At 70.6% G+C, this 19,653-nt stretch carries 20 protein-coding genes and 3 tRNA genes; 8 read left to right on the plus strand and 15 right to left on the minus strand.

Annotated features, from left to right (window positions below):
* Positions 1–64: 64 nt before the first annotated feature.
* Positions 65–1,642, minus strand: a complete 1,578-nt coding sequence (locus ACQP0P_RS39530; protein WP_433365800.1) for a DAK2 domain-containing protein — start codon at positions 1,640–1,642, stop codon at positions 65–67.
* A 355-nt stretch (positions 1,643–1,997) separates the two neighbouring features.
* On the opposite strand from ACQP0P_RS39530, the gene rpmB reads away from it, so the two are divergent.
* Positions 1,998–2,183, plus strand: coding sequence for a 50S ribosomal protein L28 (gene rpmB / locus ACQP0P_RS39535; RefSeq protein ID WP_012894387.1), 186 nt, complete (start codon positions 1,998–2,000; stop codon positions 2,181–2,183).
* A gap of 108 nt (positions 2,184–2,291) precedes the next feature.
* Here the strand turns inward: rpmB and thiD are convergent, their stop codons facing one another.
* The 3 genes from thiD to ACQP0P_RS39550 all read right to left on the minus strand — a co-directional run bounded on the left by thiD (position 2,292) and on the right by ACQP0P_RS39550 (position 5,229).
* Positions 2,292–3,092, minus strand: a complete 801-nt coding sequence (gene thiD / locus ACQP0P_RS39540) for a bifunctional hydroxymethylpyrimidine kinase/phosphomethylpyrimidine kinase (protein ID WP_433365803.1) — start codon at positions 3,090–3,092, stop codon at positions 2,292–2,294.
* A 55-nt stretch (positions 3,093–3,147) separates the two neighbouring features.
* The gene (locus tag ACQP0P_RS39545) at positions 3,148–4,047 is read right to left on the minus strand and encodes a hypothetical protein (protein ID WP_433365806.1); all 900 of its coding nucleotides are present in this window, start codon (positions 4,045–4,047) and stop codon (positions 3,148–3,150) included.
* 225 nt (positions 4,048–4,272) lie between these two features.
* The gene (locus tag ACQP0P_RS39550; protein WP_433365809.1) at positions 4,273–5,229 is read right to left on the minus strand and encodes a thiamine-phosphate kinase; all 957 of its coding nucleotides are present in this window, start codon (positions 5,227–5,229) and stop codon (positions 4,273–4,275) included.
* 51 nt (positions 5,230–5,280) lie between these two features.
* On the opposite strand from ACQP0P_RS39550, the gene ACQP0P_RS39555 reads away from it, so the two are divergent.
* Together ACQP0P_RS39555 and ACQP0P_RS39560 are read left to right on the plus strand one after the other, a co-directional pair.
* Complete coding sequence (locus tag ACQP0P_RS39555) at positions 5,281–5,514, plus strand: Lrp/AsnC family transcriptional regulator (RefSeq protein ID WP_089213386.1); 234 nt, start codon at positions 5,281–5,283, stop codon at positions 5,512–5,514.
* Positions 5,515–5,542: 28 nt separating this feature from the next.
* Positions 5,543–5,989 carry a DUF3515 family protein gene (locus ACQP0P_RS39560; protein ID WP_433365813.1) on the plus strand — a complete coding sequence of 149 codons (447 nt, stop codon included), beginning with the start codon at positions 5,543–5,545 and terminating at the stop codon, positions 5,987–5,989.
* On the opposite strand, the gene ACQP0P_RS39565 is transcribed toward ACQP0P_RS39560, so the two are convergent.
* From ACQP0P_RS39565 to ACQP0P_RS39580, 4 genes are all read right to left on the minus strand, one after another.
* On the minus strand, positions 5,972–7,081 hold the full coding sequence (locus ACQP0P_RS39565; protein WP_433365816.1) for a D-alanine--D-alanine ligase family protein: 1,110 nt from the start codon (positions 7,079–7,081) through the stop codon (positions 5,972–5,974). The genes ACQP0P_RS39560 and ACQP0P_RS39565 overlap by 18 nt on opposite strands.
* Before the next feature lie 50 nt (positions 7,082–7,131).
* Entirely contained in the window at positions 7,132–8,358 is a 1,227-nt protein-coding gene (locus ACQP0P_RS39570) for a trans-sulfuration enzyme family protein (protein ID WP_433365819.1), read from the minus strand.
* A 16-nt stretch (positions 8,359–8,374) separates the two neighbouring features.
* Positions 8,375–9,385 carry an NAD(P)H-dependent glycerol-3-phosphate dehydrogenase gene (locus tag ACQP0P_RS39575; protein WP_433365822.1) on the minus strand — a complete coding sequence of 337 codons (1,011 nt, stop codon included), beginning with the start codon at positions 9,383–9,385 and terminating at the stop codon, positions 8,375–8,377.
* Positions 9,386–9,677: 292 nt separating this feature from the next.
* On the minus strand, positions 9,678–10,391 hold the full coding sequence (locus ACQP0P_RS39580) for a lysophospholipid acyltransferase family protein (RefSeq protein WP_433365825.1): 714 nt from the start codon (positions 10,389–10,391) through the stop codon (positions 9,678–9,680).
* A 79-nt stretch (positions 10,392–10,470) separates the two neighbouring features.
* On the opposite strand from ACQP0P_RS39580, the gene cofC reads away from it, so the two are divergent.
* Positions 10,471–11,154: a 2-phospho-L-lactate guanylyltransferase gene (cofC, locus tag ACQP0P_RS39585; RefSeq protein ID WP_433365828.1), complete on the plus strand. Its 684-nt coding sequence runs from the start codon at positions 10,471–10,473 to the stop codon at positions 11,152–11,154.
* Positions 11,155–11,198: 44 nt separating this feature from the next.
* Positions 11,199–11,405 carry a hypothetical protein gene (locus tag ACQP0P_RS39590; RefSeq protein WP_355564215.1) on the plus strand — a complete coding sequence of 69 codons (207 nt, stop codon included), beginning with the start codon at positions 11,199–11,201 and terminating at the stop codon, positions 11,403–11,405.
* 202 nt (positions 11,406–11,607) lie between these two features.
* Here the strand turns inward: ACQP0P_RS39590 and ACQP0P_RS39595 are convergent, their stop codons facing one another.
* The 4 genes from ACQP0P_RS39595 to leuC all read right to left on the minus strand — a co-directional run bounded on the left by ACQP0P_RS39595 (position 11,608) and on the right by leuC (position 14,278).
* Positions 11,608–11,907 (minus strand): HU family DNA-binding protein, encoded by a 300-nt coding sequence (locus tag ACQP0P_RS39595; RefSeq protein WP_433365832.1) that lies wholly within the window; start codon positions 11,905–11,907, stop codon positions 11,608–11,610.
* Between the two features lie 161 nt (positions 11,908–12,068).
* Positions 12,069–12,323, minus strand: a complete 255-nt coding sequence (locus ACQP0P_RS39600) for a hypothetical protein (RefSeq protein ID WP_433365835.1) — start codon at positions 12,321–12,323, stop codon at positions 12,069–12,071.
* Positions 12,302–12,889: a 3-isopropylmalate dehydratase small subunit gene (leuD, locus tag ACQP0P_RS39605; RefSeq protein WP_433365838.1), complete on the minus strand. Its 588-nt coding sequence runs from the start codon at positions 12,887–12,889 to the stop codon at positions 12,302–12,304. Before leuD ends, ACQP0P_RS39600 begins: the two co-directional genes overlap by 22 nt.
* Before the next feature lie 12 nt (positions 12,890–12,901).
* Complete coding sequence (leuC, locus tag ACQP0P_RS39610; protein ID WP_433365841.1) at positions 12,902–14,278, minus strand: 3-isopropylmalate dehydratase large subunit; 1,377 nt, start codon at positions 14,276–14,278, stop codon at positions 12,902–12,904.
* A 70-nt stretch (positions 14,279–14,348) separates the two neighbouring features.
* Between leuC and ACQP0P_RS39615 the strand changes: the two genes are divergently transcribed.
* Together ACQP0P_RS39615 and ACQP0P_RS39620 are read left to right on the plus strand one after the other, a co-directional pair.
* Positions 14,349–15,065 (plus strand): IclR family transcriptional regulator, encoded by a 717-nt coding sequence (locus tag ACQP0P_RS39615; protein ID WP_433365844.1) that lies wholly within the window; start codon positions 14,349–14,351, stop codon positions 15,063–15,065.
* A 79-nt stretch (positions 15,066–15,144) separates the two neighbouring features.
* Entirely contained in the window at positions 15,145–16,884 is a 1,740-nt protein-coding gene (locus tag ACQP0P_RS39620) for a hypothetical protein (protein ID WP_433365847.1), read from the plus strand.
* A gap of 278 nt (positions 16,885–17,162) precedes the next feature.
* On the opposite strand, the gene ACQP0P_RS39625 is transcribed toward ACQP0P_RS39620, so the two are convergent.
* The 3 genes from ACQP0P_RS39625 to ACQP0P_RS39635 form a co-directional block, all read right to left on the minus strand.
* A tRNA-Glu gene (locus tag ACQP0P_RS39625) sits at positions 17,163–17,238 on the minus strand.
* Positions 17,239–17,251: 13 nt separating this feature from the next.
* Positions 17,252–17,327: transfer RNA gene (locus tag ACQP0P_RS39630), tRNA-Glu, on the minus strand.
* A 62-nt stretch (positions 17,328–17,389) separates the two neighbouring features.
* Positions 17,390–17,461, minus strand: a tRNA-Gln gene (locus ACQP0P_RS39635).
* Positions 17,462–17,635: 174 nt separating this feature from the next.
* Here ACQP0P_RS39635 and ACQP0P_RS39640 point away from each other — a divergent pair.
* The gene (locus ACQP0P_RS39640) at positions 17,636–19,615 is read left to right on the plus strand and encodes a M3 family metallopeptidase (protein ID WP_433365850.1); all 1,980 of its coding nucleotides are present in this window, start codon (positions 17,636–17,638) and stop codon (positions 19,613–19,615) included.
* The last annotated feature ends 38 nt before the right edge of the window (positions 19,616–19,653 follow it).

The raw sequence follows: 19,653 nt of genomic DNA on the forward strand, positions 1-19,653 counted from the left end.
GCCCGCGAACGTCACCGACGGGCGCGCCTGACACCGGACCCCGCGACGCCCTCATTCCACCGGCTCATTCGACGCCGATGAGCAGCGGGTAGCCGCCCTGGCCGCCCTCGTACAGAACCACCTCGATGTCCGGCCTGGTCTCGGCCAGATGGTCCAGCACCGCGCGCGCGAGCCCTTCGGGGGCGTTGACGCCCTCCAGAACGGTCACCAACTCGCTGCTGGAGGACACCATGCGGCCCACGACCTCCAGGGCGGTGGCCCCGAGGTCCCTGCCGATCAGCGCGGCGTCCCCGTCGACCACTCCCAGGACGTCACCGGGCCCGGCCAGGCCCGCGCTCGTCATGACCTCGCGGTCGGCCACCCAGAGGTGCCCGTGGCGGGTGTGCGCGGCGGCCTCGGTCATGGCCACCACGTCGTCGTCGAAGCGGCGCAGCCGATCGTGCACGGCCAGCGCCGACAGGCCCTGCACCGAGGCCCTGGTCGGGATCACGCCGACCACCAGGCCCTCCTCCCTGGCCATCTCCGCGGCGGCGGCGGCGACCTCACGCGTCCCGCTGTCGTTGGGCAGGACCACGACCTCCGAGCCGGCCTCGCGAATGGCGGCGAGCACCGCCGCCAGCGGCGGGCTGGAGCCCGGCTCGCGGCGGACGACCACGGCCCCCGACTCCTCGAACAGCGCGGCCAGCGCGGGTCCCGCCGCCACGGCCACCACTCCCCTGCCCCGCGCGGCCGGGTGGGTCCTGCCCGAGCCGACCAGATACGTCACCCTGATCCGGTGGGGCCGCCCCAGCCGGACCGCCGCCTCGATCGCCGCACCCGCGTCGTCCACATGGACGTGCACGTTCCACAGGTCGTCCCCACCCACGATCACCAGCGACTCGCCGAGCGCGTCGAGTTCCGCACGGAGCGCCGCGACCTGTGCCGCCCCGGCTTCCAGGAGATACATGACCTCGTAGCCGGGCCCGTCCGCGCTCTCCTCCGCGACCTCCGCGCCGATCCGGTGGACCGGGGCGGGAATGTCCACCCGCTCGGTGTAGGAGTCGGTGACGATCGCGGCGAGGCTCTCCAGAATGATCGTCAGGCCCGCGCCGCCCGCGTCGACCACCCCGTTGCGGGCCAGCACGTCGAGCTGCCCGGGGGTACGGCGGAGCGCGGAGCGCGCCTCCTCGGCCGCCCTTCTCGCGATCGAGACGAGATCTCCCCGGCCGTCGCGCACCGCCGCGGCCACCGCGGCCAGGACGCTCAGGATCGTGCCCTCGACCGGCCTGGCCACCGCGGCACGGGCCAGCTCGGCGGCTCTGACCAGGCCACGGCAGAGGTCCGTGCCGCGCCCCTCGGCCTCCCTGAACACCTCGGCGAGGCCGCGCAGCACCTGGCTGACGATCACCCCGGAGTTGCCCCGCGCGCCGAGCAGCGCTCCCTGCGCGAGCGCCTGCCAGGTGGCCGCCGTCCCCGCGTCCGCGGGCAGCCCGTCGAGCGCCTCGGCCGCGGAGAGCATGGTCAGGTGCAGGTTGGTGCCGGTGTCGCCGTCGGGCACCGGGAAGACGTTGAGCGCGTCGATCTCCTCGCGTGCCTTCCCCAGCGTCTCCGCGGCCAGCCGCGACCACCTCCGCACCGAGGGCGGGTCGAGAACCTGCAGCATTCCTGCCCTCCTGCTCCTGCTCGCGCCCGCCGGGCGCGCTCGTCGATCTCCCGGGCAGGTCCCGGCGCCGCGGCCGGCACGCCGCCACCGGTGGCTCCCCGTCCGCACAGCCCGGCCGGTCCCGATCTCACCGGCTGATCGTCGCCCGCCGGACGCGACCCGCCATGGCGCGTCCCGGGATGCGCTACGGTTGCCTCCGGAGATTATCCCCGTTCGACCGTTCACGGCGGCTCACGTTCGCCTGTAGGGCCGAACATCGGGTATCCTCGTGTGGCCAGCCGGTCGTCCCGGCATGCCCGATGACCGCCCGCCAGTGCGGCGGATCGAGCCTCTCGACTGATCTAAGGAGCGAACCGTGGCTTCCGTCTGCGACGTTTGCGCTAAGAAGCCGACCTTCGGCAACAACGTCTCCCACTCGCACCGCCGCACCCGTCGCCGCTGGAACCCGAACATCCAGCCCGTGCGCGCAGTGGTGAACGGCACGCCGAAGCGGCTGAACGTTTGCACCTCCTGCATCAAGGCCGGCAAGGTCACCCGCTAGTCGGACTTCGGCGAAGCCCGCCGTCCCCTCGACGGGGCGGCGGGCTTCGCCGTTCCCAACGGGCGGAGCCGTCCTTGGCGGGGCCCGCCAAGGACGGCTCCGCCGCGTTCAGCGGGGGCGCAGGCGCCAGGCGTGGTCCACCGGGCCGATGCCGGCCCCCAGCGGGAAGCCGTGCTCGATCGCGCCGGTGACGTACGCCTTCGCCTTCTCCACGGCGGCGGGGACGTCCTCGCCGAGGGCCAGGTGGGAGGCTATCGCGGAGGCCAGGGTGCAGCCCGTGCCGTGGGTGTGCCGGTTGTCGTGGCGCTCGGCGGTGAAGCGGAACTCCCGCGTGCCGTCGGTCAGCAGGTCGACGGGAGCTCCAGGAAGGTGGCCGCCCTTGATGAGCGCCCACTCGGGCCCGAGCGCCAGGACCGCGTCGGCGGCCCGGCGCAGGTCGGCTTCGTCGGTGACCTTCACTCCGGTGAGCTGGAGAACCTCCCACAGGTTGGGGGTGACCACCGTGGCCGTGCGCAGCAGGCTCGACTTGACCGTCTCCACCGCCTCGGCGGCGAGGAGCGTGTCACCGTGCTTGGAGACTCCCACCGGATCGACCACGACGGGCACATCCAGCCCTGCCAGCACCTCGGCGACCGTCTCCACCAGTACGGGCGAGGCGAGCATGCCGGTCTTGACCGCCTGGGCACCGATGTCACCGAGTACCGAGTCGAGCTGGGCACGGACCGCCTGGGGGGGAAGCTCCCAGTAGCCCTGCACGCCCACCGAGTTCTGGGCGGTCACCGCGGCGATCACGCTCATGCCGTGGACGCCGAGGGCCAGCATGGTCTTCAGGTCGGCCTGGATGCCCGCACCGCCTCCGGAGTCGGAGCCGGCGACGGTCAGCACGCGAGGGGGAGCCAGAACGGTCATGCCCCCATCCAACCAGCCCCGCGCCAACCCGCTCGGTCCGGGACGCCGCGCCGGGTCAGACGACGGCGCACTCCCCCCTGTCGCTCTGACAGGTCTCCGGAACCTCCGCGTCACCGCTCGCGGTGAAGACGACGACGAGCTCCTCACCTGCCTCCAGGCCCTCCGGCGAGTCGATCACCAGGCTGTCGTCGAGTTGCTCCCAGTCGGCTCCGCTCACCGAGGAGACCGTCCCGTTGACCGGCACGCTCACCTTCAGGTTCTCGACGCTCTCGTCCGCGGCGACCACGAGCTCGACCGTGTACGACTGTGCCCTGCTCCGCACGAGGGCGGCGCCTACCATGATCATGGCGCCCCCCGCGGCGGGCACGGGCGCCTCGAAGGTGCCGGTGGGCACGGGGGCGGGCGCCGTGGTGCTCGGGGACTGCTCGGGGGTGGGTGTTCGGTGGTCACCGACGATGAGGGGCTCGGAGGTGGGCGTGGGCTCCGGCTCGTCGGTGGGCGACGGCTCGTCGGAGGCCAGGGGCGCGCGGGTGGCCTTTCTCGTCGCGGTGGGCTTGGGGGTGGAGGTGACCCCGCCTCCCGTGCGGGTGGAGGTGGGAGTCGGGGTGGGCGTGGCCTCCGCCGTCTCGTCACCCGTCTCCTCGGGCTCGTCGGCCGGTACGGGTTCCTCGGTGAGCTCGGTCCCACCGACGGGGTCGGGCCGCGGTTCCGGCTGGTTCGACGCCGCCGTGACACAACCGGCGGGCGGGCAGTCGGCGGCGGACCCCTCGGAGCCGGTCAGCGCCCGGATCCCGAACACGGTCCCGCCGAGCACCACCGCCACCGCGGCGACGATCAGCAAGGTCGTCTTGAGCCGTCCGCCGGACCTCTCCTCGTCCTCGGGCCACGTGACGGACGGCTCGGACTCCGACGTCCATCCCGAACCCAGGAAACCCGTCTGGGTCTCGGTGATCATCGACTCCTCGGGACGGAGCCGGCGCCCGATCGGCTCGTCCCCGTACCCGGGTGCCGGAGCGGGCTCCGGCCGGCGTTTCCCCCGGTCCGGGGAAGCCGCTTCCCCGTTTCCACCATGGCGGCCCATATCGCCCCTTTCTCGGAGGGAATCTCGACCGCCAAACTTCATACCAGTTCAATAACCGTTTGTCGCAATTTTCGCAGATGTAACAACGAGTGGTAAAGGTCACTCCCGGAAGTGGTCCCAGCCTCCACGGTCCAGCAACAGGCCTTTGACCTGCACTCCCGCACCCTCGATGACATGACCCAGCACGTTCCAGCCCTCCGGGAGCCGTACCCGGTCCGGGAAGGTCGCGGCGAGGGCGTGGTCGTCGCCGCCGGAGAGCACCCACTCCAGCGGGTCCGTGCCGAGCAGCCGGGCGGCCTCCCGCATCACCGGCGGGACGTCGAACGCCTCCGGGTCGAGCACGAGCGCGGTTCCGGCCGCGGCCGCCACGTGGCCGAGATCCTGGAGCAGGCCGTCGCTCACGTCGAGCATGGCGGTGGCACCCAGTGCGGCGGCCTCGGGGCCGCGCGGGTAGGGCGGGCACGGGCGGCGGTGGGCGTCGATCAGCTCCACCGGCCCGGCCAGCCCCGCACGGAGCAGCGCGAGGCCCGCGGCGGCGTACCCGAGGCGGCCCGCGACCGCGACCACGTCACCGGGCCGGGCCCCCGATCTGGTGACCGGCGCCCGGCCGCCCAGGTCGCCGAGGGCGGTGACGGCGATCACGACGAGGTCGCAGCGGGTGATGTCGCCGCCCACCACGCTGGCGCCGACGAGGTCGCACTCGTCGCGGAAGCCGTCCGTGAGGTCGTCCAGCCAGCCGGTGGCGGCGTCGGCGGGCAGCCCGAGGCCGACCACGAGGCCGGTGGGGTCGGCTCCCATCGCCACGACATCCGACAGATTCTGCGCCGCGGCCTTGCGCCCGATGTCGTAGCCGCTGGACCAATCACGGCGGAAGTGCCTACCCTCAAGTAACAGGTCAGTCGTCACGACGACCCGCCCATCGGGAGCGCTCACCACCGCGGCGTCGTCCCCGGGACCGAGCAATACGGTCCTTCCCTGTGGCAAGCGTCCGGCAATACGTGCAACAACCCCGAATTCGCCGAGATCTCCGACTGTGATGGCACACCTCCCGTTCATCACAGGGTACGGTGGCCCTTCGGCACTGATCCAATCGCCCCGGAGGTCGTTGTGGTGCAGGCCTACATCCTTATTCAGACCGAGGTCGGCAAGGCCGCGAACGTGGCCTCGGAGATCTCCGGTATCCCTGGTGTCACCCAGGCCGAGGACGTCACCGGGCCCTACGACGTGATAGTGCGGGCGGAGGCCCGCAACGTCGATGAGCTGGGAAAGCTCGTGGTGGCGCAGATTCAGGCGGTGGAGGGGATCACGCGTACACTGACGTGTCCCATCGTCCACATCTGAGTCCGTATCTGACCGTCGGGAACGTGACATGCCACTGCGGTTCACCCGCCTGGCGGGGTGCGCCTGCGCCCTGCTGATCCTGGCGGGATGCGGCGGCGCCGTCCGGGTCGAGCCGCCCGTCCCCGAGGGGCCCGCCGCCGCCGCGTGCCAGGCGCTCGCCGAGCGGCTGCCACGGAGACTCGACGGCGCGGACCGGGTCGAGTCCACCCCCGCCTCCCCCTACGTCGCCGTGTGGGGGCAGGGCCGCATCGCCCTGCGCTGCGGGGTGCCACGGCCGGTGACGATGTCGCCCACCGACCAGGTGCCCGAGATCAACGAAGTGGCGTGGTACGCCGACCCGGCCCGACCGACGCTGTTCACGTCGATCGGCAGGGCGGCCTACGTCGAGGTGACGGTCGCGCGGGAGCACACCCCGCAGAGCGTGCTGGTCGATCTCGCGGCACCGATCAAGGCGGCACTACCGCAGACCGGGTGAGCGGCGCAGCGCGAGCTGGATCAGCCGGTCGACCAGCTCCGGGTAGGGCACCCCGGTGGCGGCCCAGAGCTGCGGCGCGACCGACATCGCGGTGAAGCCGGGCATGGTGTTGATCTCGTTGACGACCAGTCGCCCGTCGGTGGTGTAGAAGAAGTCGACCCGCGACAGGCCCTCGCAGCCCAGCGCCTCGAAGGCGCGCACGGCCATCGCCCGCAGTTGCTCGGCCGTCTCCTCGGGGATGTCCGCGGGCACCGACAGGGACATGTCGTTCCCGATGTACTTGGCCTCGAAGTCGAAGAACTCGTGGTCTCCGTGGACCAGTACCTCGCCGGGCACGCTTGCGCGGGGCGCCTCGTCGCCCGGCGACTCCAGCACGGCGCACTCGATCTCGCGGCCGGTGATCGCGGCCTCGACCAGCACCTTGGGGTCGTGCTCGCGGGCGAGCTCGATGGCCCGCTCAAGCTCCTCCAGGTCGGCGGCCTTGGAGATGCCCTGGCTGGACCCGGCGCGGGCGGGCTTGACGAAGACCGGCCAGCCGAGCTCCTGGACCTCCTTGAGCACCCGGCCGCGGTCGGTCCGCCAGTCGCGGTCGCGGATCGCGACATACGGCCCGACGGGCAGGCCCGAGGCGGCGAGGACCATCTTCATGTACGCCTTGTCCATGCCGACGGAACTGGCCAGCACCCCGGAGCCGACATAGCGGACCCCGGCCATCTCCAGCAGCCCCTGGATGGTGCCGTCCTCGGCGAAGGGGCCGTGCATCACCGGGAAGACGACGTCGACGTGGCCGAGCTCGACGGGAATGCTGCCGGGGTCGTACGCCACCAGCGAGCCACTACCGGATGTCAGCGCCAGCGTCGCGCTCGCCGCGTCGACGGCGGGCAGCTCGCCGCTCTCGATCCCGTATCGCTGCTCCCCGGAGGCGAGCACCCACCGGCCGTCCTGGGCGATCCCGATCGGGACCACCTCGTACTTGGACCTGTCGATGGCCTCCAGCACGCTTCCCGCTCCGAGAACGGAGACGGCGTGCTCGGAATTTCGACCGCCGAAGACGACGGCGACCCTCGGTAGAGGTTCGTGCTGCTCACTCATGATGACCGAATCTACCCCCTGTTAGGGGGCAATCCGGCTGTTAGACGCGCCTATCTACTCGATGCGGGTAGTGAGTCGAGTGCCTTGGTCACATCCATGATGAGATCTTCCGCGTCTTCAAGCCCGATGGAGAACCGGACGGCCGCCTCATCGATCCCCGCCGCCTCGCCGAGCCGCCGGTGGCCGGTCGAGGCCACATGCGCGGCCTTGGTATGGATTCCTCCGGCGGAGGGGGCGATCGAGGCGAGCCTGAGGGCGTCGGCCAGGGCCACGCCGGCGTCGTAGCCGCCGCGCGGAGTGATCGTCACACAGGCGCCGTACCTGGTGCCCTCGGGCCCCGAGTCGAACAGGTGCCTGGCGAGCTGGTGTCCGGGGTGTTCCGGCAGCCCCGGGTAGTCGACCCGGCGCACGGCGGGGTGCTTGGCCACGGCCGCGGCGAAGACCATCGCGGTGGAGCACATCCGGCGGACCCGCAGCGGCAGGGTCGCGAGCCCCCGGCGGAGCAGGAAGGCGTCGTCCGGGGAGAGCGTGCCCCCGGTGTCGATCCTGACCTCGCGCAGCTGGGCGATCAGGCCGGGACGGCCCACCGCGACGCCCCCGGCGCAGTCGTCATGGCCGCCGAGGTACGTGGTCGCGGAGTGGATCACCAGGTCGGCGCCGTGTTCCAGGGGACGGCACACGATCGGGGTGGCGAAGGTGGAGTCGACCACCAGCAGCGCCCCCGCGGCGCGGGCGATCCGGTAGAGGCCGCGGATGTCGGAGACCGCCATGGTCGGGTTGGAGAGCGTCTCCGCATAGATGATCTTCGTGTTGGGCTTGATCGCCGCCTGCACCCTGGTCAGGTCGTCGTAGCCGACGAAGTCCGCGCCGACCCCGAACCTGGACAGCACGTTGGTGATCAGCGAGTGGGTCCCGCCGTACAGCGGGGTGGGTGCCACCAGGTGCGCGCCCGCGCGCAGGAACGCCATCAGGACGGCGTTGACGGCGGCCATCCCCGAGGCGAACGCCTGCCCGGCCACGTCCTCGGGCGCCGCGGCCCCCTCCAGGGAGGCCACCGCCGAGGCGAACGCGGCGGTGGTGGGGTTGTCGATCCGGCCGTAGACGTGGCCGGACCCCTTCACCTCCAACACCTCGGCGTACTCGGCGGAGTCGCCGAAACCCCAGGCGGAGCTGCGCCACACGGGAAGGCCGAGGGGTCTTTGCGGGGGCGGTTCGGGAGCCGGCAGGTGCACCGACCGGGTGTTCTCCCCCCTGCGCCTGCGCATCCGTCTGTTCATGGGCCACACCGTGTCTTCACAGGCCGTACCGTTCCGGCTTGGGAGTCCGCGACATCAGGAGCACCGCGGCCTCGCTGGGAGGCATTGCGTCATGGACGACGGCCACCACCACTTCGGTGATCGGCATCTCCACGTCGTGCTTTCTGGCCAGTTCGAGCACCGACTCGCAGGATTTGACCCCCTCGGCGGTCTGTTTCGTGGCGGCGATGACCTCGGCCAGGGTCATACCCCGCCCCAGATTCTCCCCGAAAGTACGGTTCCGCGACAATGGGGATATACAGGTCGCCACCAGATCGCCCATGCCCGCCAGCCCCGCGAAGGTGTGCGGGTCCGCGCCGAGTGCCGTGCCCAGCCTGGAGATCTCGGCCAGCCCGCGCGTCATCAGCATCGCCCCGACGTTGTCGCCCAGCCCCATCCCCGCCGAGATGCCGACCGCGAGGGCGATCACGTTCTTGACCGCCCCGCCGAGTTCGACCCCCACGACGTCGGGGTTGGTGTAGGGGCGGAACCAGGGCGGCAGGTAGCAGGCCTCCTGGAGGCGCTCCATCGCCCGCTCGTCGGTGCAGGCGACCACGGTGGCGGCGGGCTGGCCCCGGACGATCTCCCCGGCCAGGTTGGGCCCCGACACCACCGCGACCCGCTCCTGGGGCACCCCGGCGACCTCGCAGATCACCTCGCTCATCCGCTTGGTGGTGCCCAGCTCGATGCCCTTCATCAGGCTGACCAGCACCGCCTCCGGCGGCAGGTCCGGCTTCCAGCGGGTCAGGTTCTCCCTCAGGGTCTGGGAGGGCACCGCGAGCACCACGAAGTCGGCGCCGTCGAGAGCCTCGGCCGGGTCGGTCGTGGCGCGCAGCGTCTCGGGCAGCACCGCGCCCGGCAGGTAGACGGGGTTCTCGTGCCGCCGGTCGATCGCCTCGACGATCTCCGCGCTGCGGCCCCACAGGATCGTCCGGGTGCCCGCCCCCGCGAGGATCATGCCGAAGGTCGTTCCCCACGAACCCGTGCCGAATACAGCCGCCTTGGTCATCGGTTCTCCTTGGGCGTGGAAACCTCCGCCTCCGGGCGGGGGAGAAAACGCGGCGCGATGCCGTACGGTTCGGTACCGTGTCCGGCGGTGGCGACAACCAAGCCACTACGAGTGTGACCGGCTGGGTCCTCACCGCCGGGCTGGCGGAGAGGTGAAACGCCTGTGCAGCTGGTGTAGGACCTCAAGGGATTTCTCCTGGCGGGCGACCGGTGGTGAATCAGGAACTCTCACGGGCGACCGTGGGAATCCCCTCCCTTCGGGGAGGGGAGGATGTCAACACCGTACGCCGAAGTCAGTTGTCGGAAGGTCGCTTGAACGGCGCCTTGGGCGCCTTCTCCCCGCGGAGTTCGGCCAGCTGGGCCGTGATCGCCGACATGATGTCGGCGGTCGCGGAGCGCAGCACGTCGGCCTGGAGCGGCTGCCCCTGGTACTTCGACAGGTCGACCGGTGGCCCGGTCAGCACGCGGAAGGTCTTGCGTGGCAGCAGGCGGGGCCTTCTGGCACCGTACGGCAGGATCTCCTGAGCCCCCCAGTGCGCGACGGGGATCACCGTCGCGCCGGTCTCCAGAGCCAGCCTGGCCGCGCCGGTCTTGCCCTCCATCGGCCAGAGGTCCGGGTCGCGGGTGCAGGTGCCCTCCGGATAGAACATCACGCACGCCCCGGCGGCGAACCGGTGCCGTGACTCCTCCAGCGAACGCCCCGCGTCAGAACTCCCCCGGTAGACGGGAATGACCTGGAGCGCCCTCAGCAGGGGACCGAGCAGCGGCACCGAGAAGAGACCCGACTTGGCCAGGATCACCGGCCAGCGGCCGTTGTTGTAGAGGAAGTGCGAGATGAGGATCGGATCCAGCCACGACAGGTGGTTGGTCGCCACGATGATCCCGCCCGTCCTGGGCAACCGGTCGCTGCGCCGCCAGTCCTTCCTGACCAGGAGCCATGAGATCGGCTTGACGATCGCGACGGCGAAGGCGACCCAGAATCGCGAGGGCCAGCCGGGGCGTCTCATGGGCTCCTCCGTATGAGCGGTTTGCGCACCAAGTCTCCCGGTTGGCTCCCCGGGATGTCGAGGCGGGATGCTTAACGCTATGGCTGCTCAGGAAAGTTCCGCCTGGACCCTTGTCGTCCCGGTCAAAACGCTGGTCGCCGCCAAGACCCGTCTGTCCGCGGCGGCGGGCCCACACCGGGCCGCGCTGGCCGTGGCGATCGCCTGCGACACCGTCGAGGCGGCGCTGAGGTGCGCGCTCGTCACGCGGGTGGTCGTGGTGACGGGTGACCCCGTGGCCGCCGAGGCACTCGGCGGGGTCGGCGCGCACGTGGTCGGCGACCCGGAGGCGGGGCTGAACGCCGCCCTGCGGCACGGCGCCCTGGAGGCGGTACGGCTGGCGCCCGGCGACGCCGTCGGCGCCCTCCAGGCCGACCTCCCCGCCCTCCGCTCCGCGGAACTGGCCCGCGTGCTGACCGCCGCCGCGGAGTTCGACCAGATGTTCCTGCCCGACGCCGCCGAGATCGGCACGACCTTCTACGGCGTACGGCCCGGCATGCCGTTCACACCGGGGTTCGGCGGCGAGTCGCGGGACCGGCACCTGCGGCGCGGTGCCAAGGAGCTCTGCGTGGCGGGGGTGGGGTCGGTCCGCCATGACGTGGACACCCCGGACGATCTCCGCCGGGCGCTGATCCTGGGCGTCGGCCCCCGCACGCTGGCCATGGTGGAAAGGATCACGCTGTCCGGCGGGTCTGCGCAGCCGGAGGAACGCGACAGGGAGCGATAGCCCCGATTCGGGCGGGATTCCCGTCCGGGGGCTACCCTGGGCGTGTGCAGGCGACGGTGCGGAGCTTCGAGGAGGCGACCCGGTCGGGGTCGGTCTTCCTGGACGACGGGACCGAGATCCCGTTCGGCGCGGCGGCGTTCGACGCGGGGCCGCTCCGGCTGCTCAGGGCGGGTCAGCGGGTCAACATCGTCATGGACGGCGACGACGTCTCCTACATCACCCTCTCGACTTTCCCCGTACCCGGCCGGTGAGGCGGCCGGGAGACCGGCTTCCCTGACGGTCCGAGCCGAAATCATCTCCGCGGCGCCCGCGCCGACGAATCCGGTGAACGTGGCCGAACACCGCACAGGGCACTTTCGGTGGCCCCGGCCGGGGATCGGAATCCGGCGGCGCCGGTCGGGAAGCCGGACGCCCGGGCCCCCGCTTCGGGAGTCCGGGCGCCTACGCCGAGGCCTATTTCTTCTTCGATGCCTTCTTGCCGCCGTTGTTGACGAGTTCCTTGAAGTCGGAACCGGGCCGGAATTTCGGCCCCCAACTCTCGGCGACGTGGATCTCGGCACCCGTCGAGGGGTTGCGGGCGGTGCGGGCCGGCTTGTGCACCATCTCAAAGGCACCGAACCCCGTGATCGAGACCTTGTCGCCACTCGCGACGGTGGCCTGGATCGTGTCGAGCACCGCGTTCACGGCTTCGGTGGCCGTCTTCTTGTCGCCCACCCGATCCGCGATGGCGTCGACGAGTTCCTTTTTGTTCATAAGGTTGCTCCCCCTGCTTACCGATGTCCGGGAGTGGGTCACGGGGCAGAAAACCCGTCTCACCCGATTTGTCACGGCGAGGGGTCTCATCACAGATCTCATCAACGATCACGATGAGAAACCCCCTGCTCGCTTGAAATTAGGGGACGGAGCCGTATGACTCAATCACCTTCCGCAATGTTTCCAGTGCTCGGCGTATCTGAAACCAAGACATCAATACTGAGAAGGAACAAATCAAGACGCCCTGTGGCGTGATCGAGGTCGCGTTTGGCCATATCGCAGATGGCCAGCAGGCGTCTGGTGAGACGTTTTCTCTCCTCGACGGAGACATGCAGGGACCGGACGCGGCGGTGCGCCTCGCGCAACCGCCACGCCAGCTCGCTCTCTGAACTCGTCAGACGGTCGTCGGCAGCCATGGCTGCCGACCATTCTCGTATGTCCCGATGGCATCGGCGTTGCGCAGGGTCAGCCCGATGTCGTCCAGGCCCTCCATCAGCCGCCAGCGCGTGTAGTCGTCGATCTCGAAGACGACGGCCTCCGCGCCCCAGCGGACCTGGCGTCCCGCCAGGTCAACGGTGATCTCAAGGGTCGGGTCCGCCTCGACCGCGGCCTGCAGCGCCTCGACGATCCCGCCCGGCAGGACGACCGGGAGCAGGCCCATCTTGGTGGAATTATTACGGAAGATGTCTCCGAAACGGGCCGCGATCACGACGCGGAAGCCGTACTGCTGCAGGGCCCAGACCGCGTGCTCGCGGGAGGAGCCGGTGCCGAAGTCGGGGCCGGCCAGCAGGATCGTGGCGCCCTCGTGAACGGGGTTGTTCAGGACGAAGCCGGGGTCCTCGCGCCAGGCGGAGAACAGGCCCTTCTCGAACCCGGTCCTGCTGACCTGCTTGAGCCAGACGGCGGGGATGATCTGGTCGGTGTCCACATTGCTGCGGCGCAGCGGCACGGCCCGGCCGGTGTGGGTGGTGAACGCTTCCATCGCGAGGACTCCTTACAGGTCGGCGGGCGCGGTGAGTTTGCCGGTGACGGCGGTCGCGGCGGCGACCTGCGGGGACACGAGGTGGGTACGGCCACCCTTGCCCTGCCGCCCCTCGAAGTTGCGGTTGGAGGTCGAGGCGCTGCGCTCGCCGGGGGCGAGGGTGTCGGGGTTCATCCCCAGGCACATGGAACAGCCGGCCTCGCGCCATTCGGCGCCCGCGGCCTTGAAGACCTCGTGCAGCCCCTCCTGCTCGGCCTGGAGCTTGACCAGCATCGAACCGGGCACGATCAGCGTGCGCGTCACGACCTGGCGCCCGCGCAGCACCTCGGCCGCGGCGCGCAGGTCCTCCAGCCTGCCGTTGGTGCAGGAGCCCACGAAGACCGTGTCGACCTTGACCTCGCGGAGCGGGGTGCCCGCGGTCAGGCCCATGTACTCCAGGGCACGCGCGGCGGCGGCCGGGTCGCCGGTGTCCTCGGGACGGGGCACGGACGTGCCCAGCGGGGCGCCCTGGCCCGGGTTGGTGCCCCAGGTGACGAACGGGGTCAGCGTCGTGGCGTCGATCTCCACGATGGTGTCGAAGACCGCGTCCTCGTCGCTGACCAGCGACTTCCAGTACTCGACCGCGGCGTCCCAGGCGGCGCCGGACGGCGCGTGGGGACGGCCCTTGAGATATTCGAAGGTGGTCTCGTCCGGGGCGATCATGCCCGCACGGGCACCCGCCTCGATGGACATGTTGCAGACCGTCATCCGGCCCTCCATGGAGAGCTTGCGGATGGCCTCGCCCCGGTACTCGACGATGTAGCCCTGACCGCCGCCGGTGCCGATCTTGGCGATGATCGCCAGGATCAGGTCCTTGGCGGTGACGCCGGGGGGCAGCTCGCCGGAGACCTCGATGGCCATGGTCTTCGGCCGGTAGGCGGGCAGCGTCTGGGTGGCCAGCACGTGCTCCACCTCGGAGGTGCCGATGCCGAACGCGATGCCACCGAAGGCGCCGTGGGTGGAGGTGTGAGAATCACCACACACGATCGTCATGCCGGGCTGGGTCAGGCCGAACTGCGGGCCGATGATGTGGACCACGCCCTGCCCCGCGTCACCCATCGGGTGCAGCCGGACGCCGAACTCCGCACAGTTCTTACGCAGCGTCTCCACCTGCGTCCGCGACACCAGGTCGTTGATCGGACCGCGTACGGTCGGGACGTTGTGGTCCTCGGTGGCGATGGTGAGGTCGGGCCGCCTGATGGGGCGACCCGCCATGCGCAGACCGTCGAACGCCTGCGGGCTCGTGACCTCGTGAATGAGGTGAAGGTCGATGTAGAGCAGGTCGGGTTCTCCCTCCGCACGTCGCACGACGTGCTGCTCCCAGACCTTCTCCGCGAGCGTGCGGCCCATGTCGCCTCCTTGCGATCGGCTATCCCGCACCCACTTGCTTTCTCATATGTCGAGACGGCAGTATCGGTGTATGGACAACTCTAGCGGAGTCGGCGTACTGGACAAGGCCGTCCTCGTGCTCAACGCCCTTGAAGCCGGCCCGGCGTCCCTCGCACAGCTCGTCCACGCCACCGGCCTGGCCCGCCCCACCGCCCACCGGCTGGCCGTCGCTCTGGAGCACCATCGCATCGTCTCCCGCGACACCCAGGGCCGTTTCGTCCTGGGCCCCCGCCTGTCCGAGCTGTCCACCGCCGCCGGCGAGGACAGGCTGCTGGCCGTCGCCTCACCGGTCCTCACCCAGCTGAGGGACCTGACCGGGGAGAGCGCGCAACTCTACCGGCGCCAGGGTGACGAGCGGGTCTGCGTGGCCGCCGCCGAGCGTGCCAGCGGACTGCGTGACACCGTGCCGGTCGGCTCGGCCCTGCCGATGCTCGCGGGGTCCGCGGCGCAGATCCTGCTCGCCTGGGAGGAGCCCGACCGCCTGCACCGGGGCCTGCGCGGGGCCAAGTTCACCGCGGCCACGCTCGCGAGCGTGCGGCGCAGGGGCTGGGCGCACAGCGTCGGCGAGCGTGAGCAGGGCGTGGCCAGCGTCTCGGCGCCGATCAGGGGCGCGGGCGGCAAGGTGGTCGCCGCGGTGTCGGTCTCCGGCCCGATCGAGCGTCTGACCCGCACCCCCGGCAGGCTGCACGCCGCCCCCGTGGTCACCGCCGCCGAGCGGATCACCGAGTCGATGCGCCGCGCCAGCTGACCTCCGCGGCGGCTGACACCGATCGACCTGTGGGCGATATGAGGAGGCGAGCACCCCAGCAGCCCCCTAGGCTGGGCAGGTGACAGATCGCATCGAGGCAGCCGCGGCTGAACTGCGTCCCCTGCTCCAGAACTTCATCCTGTGGGCGCGTGAGAACGCGCCCGGCAGCGATTCCAACCTGGTCGGCTCTGTCGCGCTGTGGCACCGGCTGATCGCCTCCGACGACGTCGGCCGGTGGAGGCAGTCCGACCTGCGCACGGTTCTCCTCGATCGGATGCCCCAGGTCGTCGAGGACCCGGACGCCGCCGCCGACGGCATGGTGCCCGCGGTCCGCGCCTATCTGACCTTCCTGTCGGAGTCCGACCGCCTGGCCAAGGGCTCCGCCCCGCTGGGGGACCTGCTCGCCGAGCTCGACCGCCTTGAGGACGACTTCGTCGACGCCATGGAGGATCTCGTCGTCGAGGAGGACGAGGACGACGAGTACGACGAGGAGGAGTCCGAGGGGCTCGGTGACTTCGAGCCGTTCGCCGACGAGCTCTCCGAGCTGCCGACGATCAGGCTCCGCCCGGACTCCGAGCTGGCCGAGGCCACCCGCAGGACCCCCCTGATCTCCAAGGCCCGCGACCTCGCGATCTGGGTCGGCTCGGAGCGCCGGGTGGGCGAGACGAACCTGCTCGACGACACCGAGATCACCGAGGCCCTGGCCGTCCTCGGCATCCCGCTTCCCGAGAGGGGCGACAAGTCGCTGGCCGACTCCGTCCCCGCGCTCTGGAACATCTGGAACCTCGCGATCGACCTCGACTTCCTCCAGCCCGAGGGGGAGGACACGGTCAGCATCGACGCCGACACCGCGGAGTGGCCCTTCGAGGAGGACGACGACGCCCTCGACGCGTGGATGGCCGGTCTGCACTCCATCGACTACGGCGACCCGGAGCTGGCGGACGAGGAGGCCACGATCGCCCTGTCCGGGCTGACCAGGGCGCTGCTGGTCCGGGTGCTGCTGGCGACCGGTTCCAAGCCGCTGGCCGAGCTCCGCACCGAGCTGGCCGAGGCCGCCGCCGAGTACGACGACCTGGGCACGGAGGCCTGGGCCGCCGCCACCGCGCAGTACGGCGACCCGCTCAACCCGGTGCTCGACTGGCTGGCCGGGTACGGCATGGTCGAGGTCGAGCACGACCAGGTGCGGCTGACCCCGCTCGGCATGGAGGGCGTGGTCCACCTCGTGGACGAGGCCGACATCGAGCTGGACGCCCGGCCCGCCATCGACGCGATGACGGCCCTGGACCTGCTCTCCTTCGGCTCCGAGCTGCCCGAGGAGGAGGCGGACGCCGAGTTCGAGGCCTGGATGGAGCTGCGCGCCCCCGAGCAGGCCGCCAGGGACCTGCTGGAGGCCGCGGCCGAGGACGACGCGAACGCGCTGATCCGGGTCCAGGCGGCCAGCATGGTCGGCTCGCTCGGTGAGGTGGCCATACCCGCCTGGCGGGAGGCCCTCGACGAGCCGTCCCTGCGCCCGTACGCGGCCACCCACCTGGCCCAGCTGGGCGTCGAGGACGCTCCCACGCCCACCCAGGCCGACACCCACTGGCTGATCCTCGACATGCTGACCATCTCCGCCGGCCTGGGCCGTCCCGAGTTCGTCAGCAGCCTGGACGACATCGGCAACGTGCCGAACCTGGTCAGCCTGCTCGAAGTGATCTGGAAGGTGCCGCACCCGCACCTGGAGGAGCTGCTGGAGGCGATCGGCAAGGCGCATCCGGACAAGCAGGTGGGCAAGGCCGCCAAGCGTGCCCTGTTCAAGGCCCGCTCGGGGCAGAACTAGGAACGGAACCGGAAAGGGACGGGGCGGCGCCCCGTCCCTTTCCGGTTCCGCCATGGCAGGGAGCGTTCAGAGGCCACCTGGCCGTACATCGGGTGACGGCGGGGGTTCCTTCTCGATCAGGCATGCGTCCGGCCTGCCTGGTCCCCTGGATCGGGAGAGAGCGTCCGGCCGCGGCGCCGAGCGGGAAGGCGATCTGAGAGATCCGTGCCGGGTGGGGCTTCACCCGCCCCTGAAACGACAAGAACCCCCGGGAACCGTTGCTCCCGGGGGTTTCGCACTGGTAGCCCCGACCGGATTCGAACCGGCGCTACCGCCTTGAGAGGGCGGCGTCCTAGGCCACTAGACGACGGAGCCTTGCGAGAGACAGTGGTAGTCCCGACCGGATTCGAACCGGCGCTACCGCCTTGAGAGGGCGGCGTCCTGGGCCACTAGACGACGGGACCCTACACACTGTCATCAGATTCGGAGGGAGCCGAATCTGCGGCATCTTCCTAAGAAGATGCAGCTGGGGTACCAGGACTCGAACCTAGAACAACTGAACCAGAATCAGCCGTGTTGCCAATTACACCATACCCCACCGCGCTGGACTCCCTTTCGGGACTCGCTGGCGCCTCCGAAAGAATAGCCCAGGTTGGGGGTCAAGACCAAAACGATTGCCGGCGGCCGAATCGCGGTATCACCGGGCTGCCGCAACGAAGGTCCGCTGTGCGACCCTGCTGAGGGATCCGTCCATCTGAGAGGAGTTCCAGCCTTGGCCGAGAACCCGTTCTTCGAACCCAGCACGCTGCCGTACGGGCTGCCGCCGTTCGCCCTGATCAGGGAGGAGCACTACCTTCCCGCCTTCGAGCGGGGCATGGCCGACCAGCTGCGCGAGGTGCGGGAGATCGCCGGCAACCCGGAGCCCGCGACGTTCGCCAACACGATCGAGGCCCTGGAGCGCTCGGGCCGGATTCTCAAGCGGACCGTGACCGTCTTCAGCAGCATCTCCGCCTCCGACACGACCGACGGCATCCAGGAGATCGAGACCCAGGTCTCCCCCAGGCTGACCCAGCACGCCGACTCCATCCGCCTGAACCGCGCCCTGTACGCCCGGATCGAACAGGTGACCACCGACGACCCCGAGGAGGCGTGGCTGCTGCAGAAGTACCGCGTCGACTTCGTCAGGGCCGGCGCGGACCTGTCCGAAGGCGACCAGGACCACCTCAGGGCGCTCAACGAGGAACTGACCAGGCTCGCCACGACCTTCTCCCAGAACCTGCTCACGGCCTCCACGGCCTCCGCGCTGGTCGTCGAGGACGTCAAGCTGCTGGACGGGCTCGCCGAGAGCACGATCAAGGCGATCGAGCAGGACGGCAGGTACGTCCTGCCGCTGCTCAACTACACCAACCAGCCCGCGCTGGCCGAGCTGACCGACCGGGAGACCCGCAGGAGGCTGTACGAGCTGTCCGTCGGCCGGGCGCCGGAGAACTTCGAGCTGGCGGCCAGGATGGCGGCGCTCCGCGCCGAGCGGGCGGCCCTGCTCGGCTTTCCCGACCACGCCGCCTACTCCGTCGCCGACCAGACCGCCAAGACCACCGACGCCGTCGAGGAGATGCTCGGCAAGCTGGTGGGCCCCGCGGTGGCCAACGCCCGCCGGGAGGCCGAGGCGCTGAGCGAGCAGGCCGGCTTCCCCCTGGAGCCGTGGGACTGGTCCTTCTACGCCGAGCGGGTGCGCAAGGCCCGCTACGAATTCGACGCCGCCGACCTCCGCCCCTACTTCGAGCTGGACCGGGTGCTGCGGGACGGTGTCTTCCACGCCGCCGGCGAGCTGTACGGGATCACCTTCGCCGACCGGGACGACCTGGCCGGGTACCACCCGGACGTCCGGGTCTTCGAGGTGTCCGACGCGGACGGCTCGCCGCTCGGCCTGTTCCTGTTCGACCCGTACGCCCGGCCGACCAAGCGCGGCGGCGCCTGGATGAACAACCTGGTCACCCAGTCGCACCTGTTCGGCGAGCTGCCCGTGGTGATGAACAACCTCAACATCACCAAGCCCTCCGAGGGACCGACGCTCCTGACGTTCGAGGAGGTCAACACCGCCTTCCACGAGTTCGGCCACGCCCTGCACGGCCTCTTCTCCGACGTGCGCTTCCCCCGGGTCTCCGGCACCGACGTGCCGCGCGACTTCGTGGAGTACCCCTCGCAGGTCAACGAGATGTGGGCCACCTGGCCCTCGATCCTCGCGGGCTTCGCCAGGCACCACGAGACCGGCGAGCCGGTGCCCGCGGAGCTCCTGGAGAAGATGAGGGCCGCGGAGAAGTTCAACCAGGGCTTCGACACCGTCGAGTATCTCGCGGCGGCACTGCTGGACTGGGCCTGGCACAAGCTGGCCGGGGGTGAGACCGTCGAGGACGCCGAGGCGTTCGAGAACGCGGCCCTGGAACGCGCCGGGATCGCCTACGACCTGGTCCGCCCCCGCTATCGGACCAACTACTTCGCGCACATCTTCGTCAGCGGGGTGGGCGGCTACAGCGCCGGCTACTACTCCTACATCTGGAGCGAGGTGCTGGACGCCGAGAGCGTCGACTGGTTCGAGGAGAACGGCGGCCTGACCCGCGGCAACGGTGACCACTTCCGCTCCACCCTGCTGTCGGTCGGCGGCTCGCGGGACGTGATGGACGCCTTCCGCGACTTCCGCGGCCGCGACCCGCGCATCGAGCCCCTGCTGAAGCGCCGCGGCCTGGAGGCGTAGCCCTCCGTCCCCATCCGGGGTACGGGAAACCACACCCC

Source organism: Streptosporangium sp. CA-115845, from assembly GCF_050943795.1.
Classification (GTDB): Bacteria; Actinomycetota; Actinomycetes; order Streptosporangiales; family Streptosporangiaceae; genus Streptosporangium.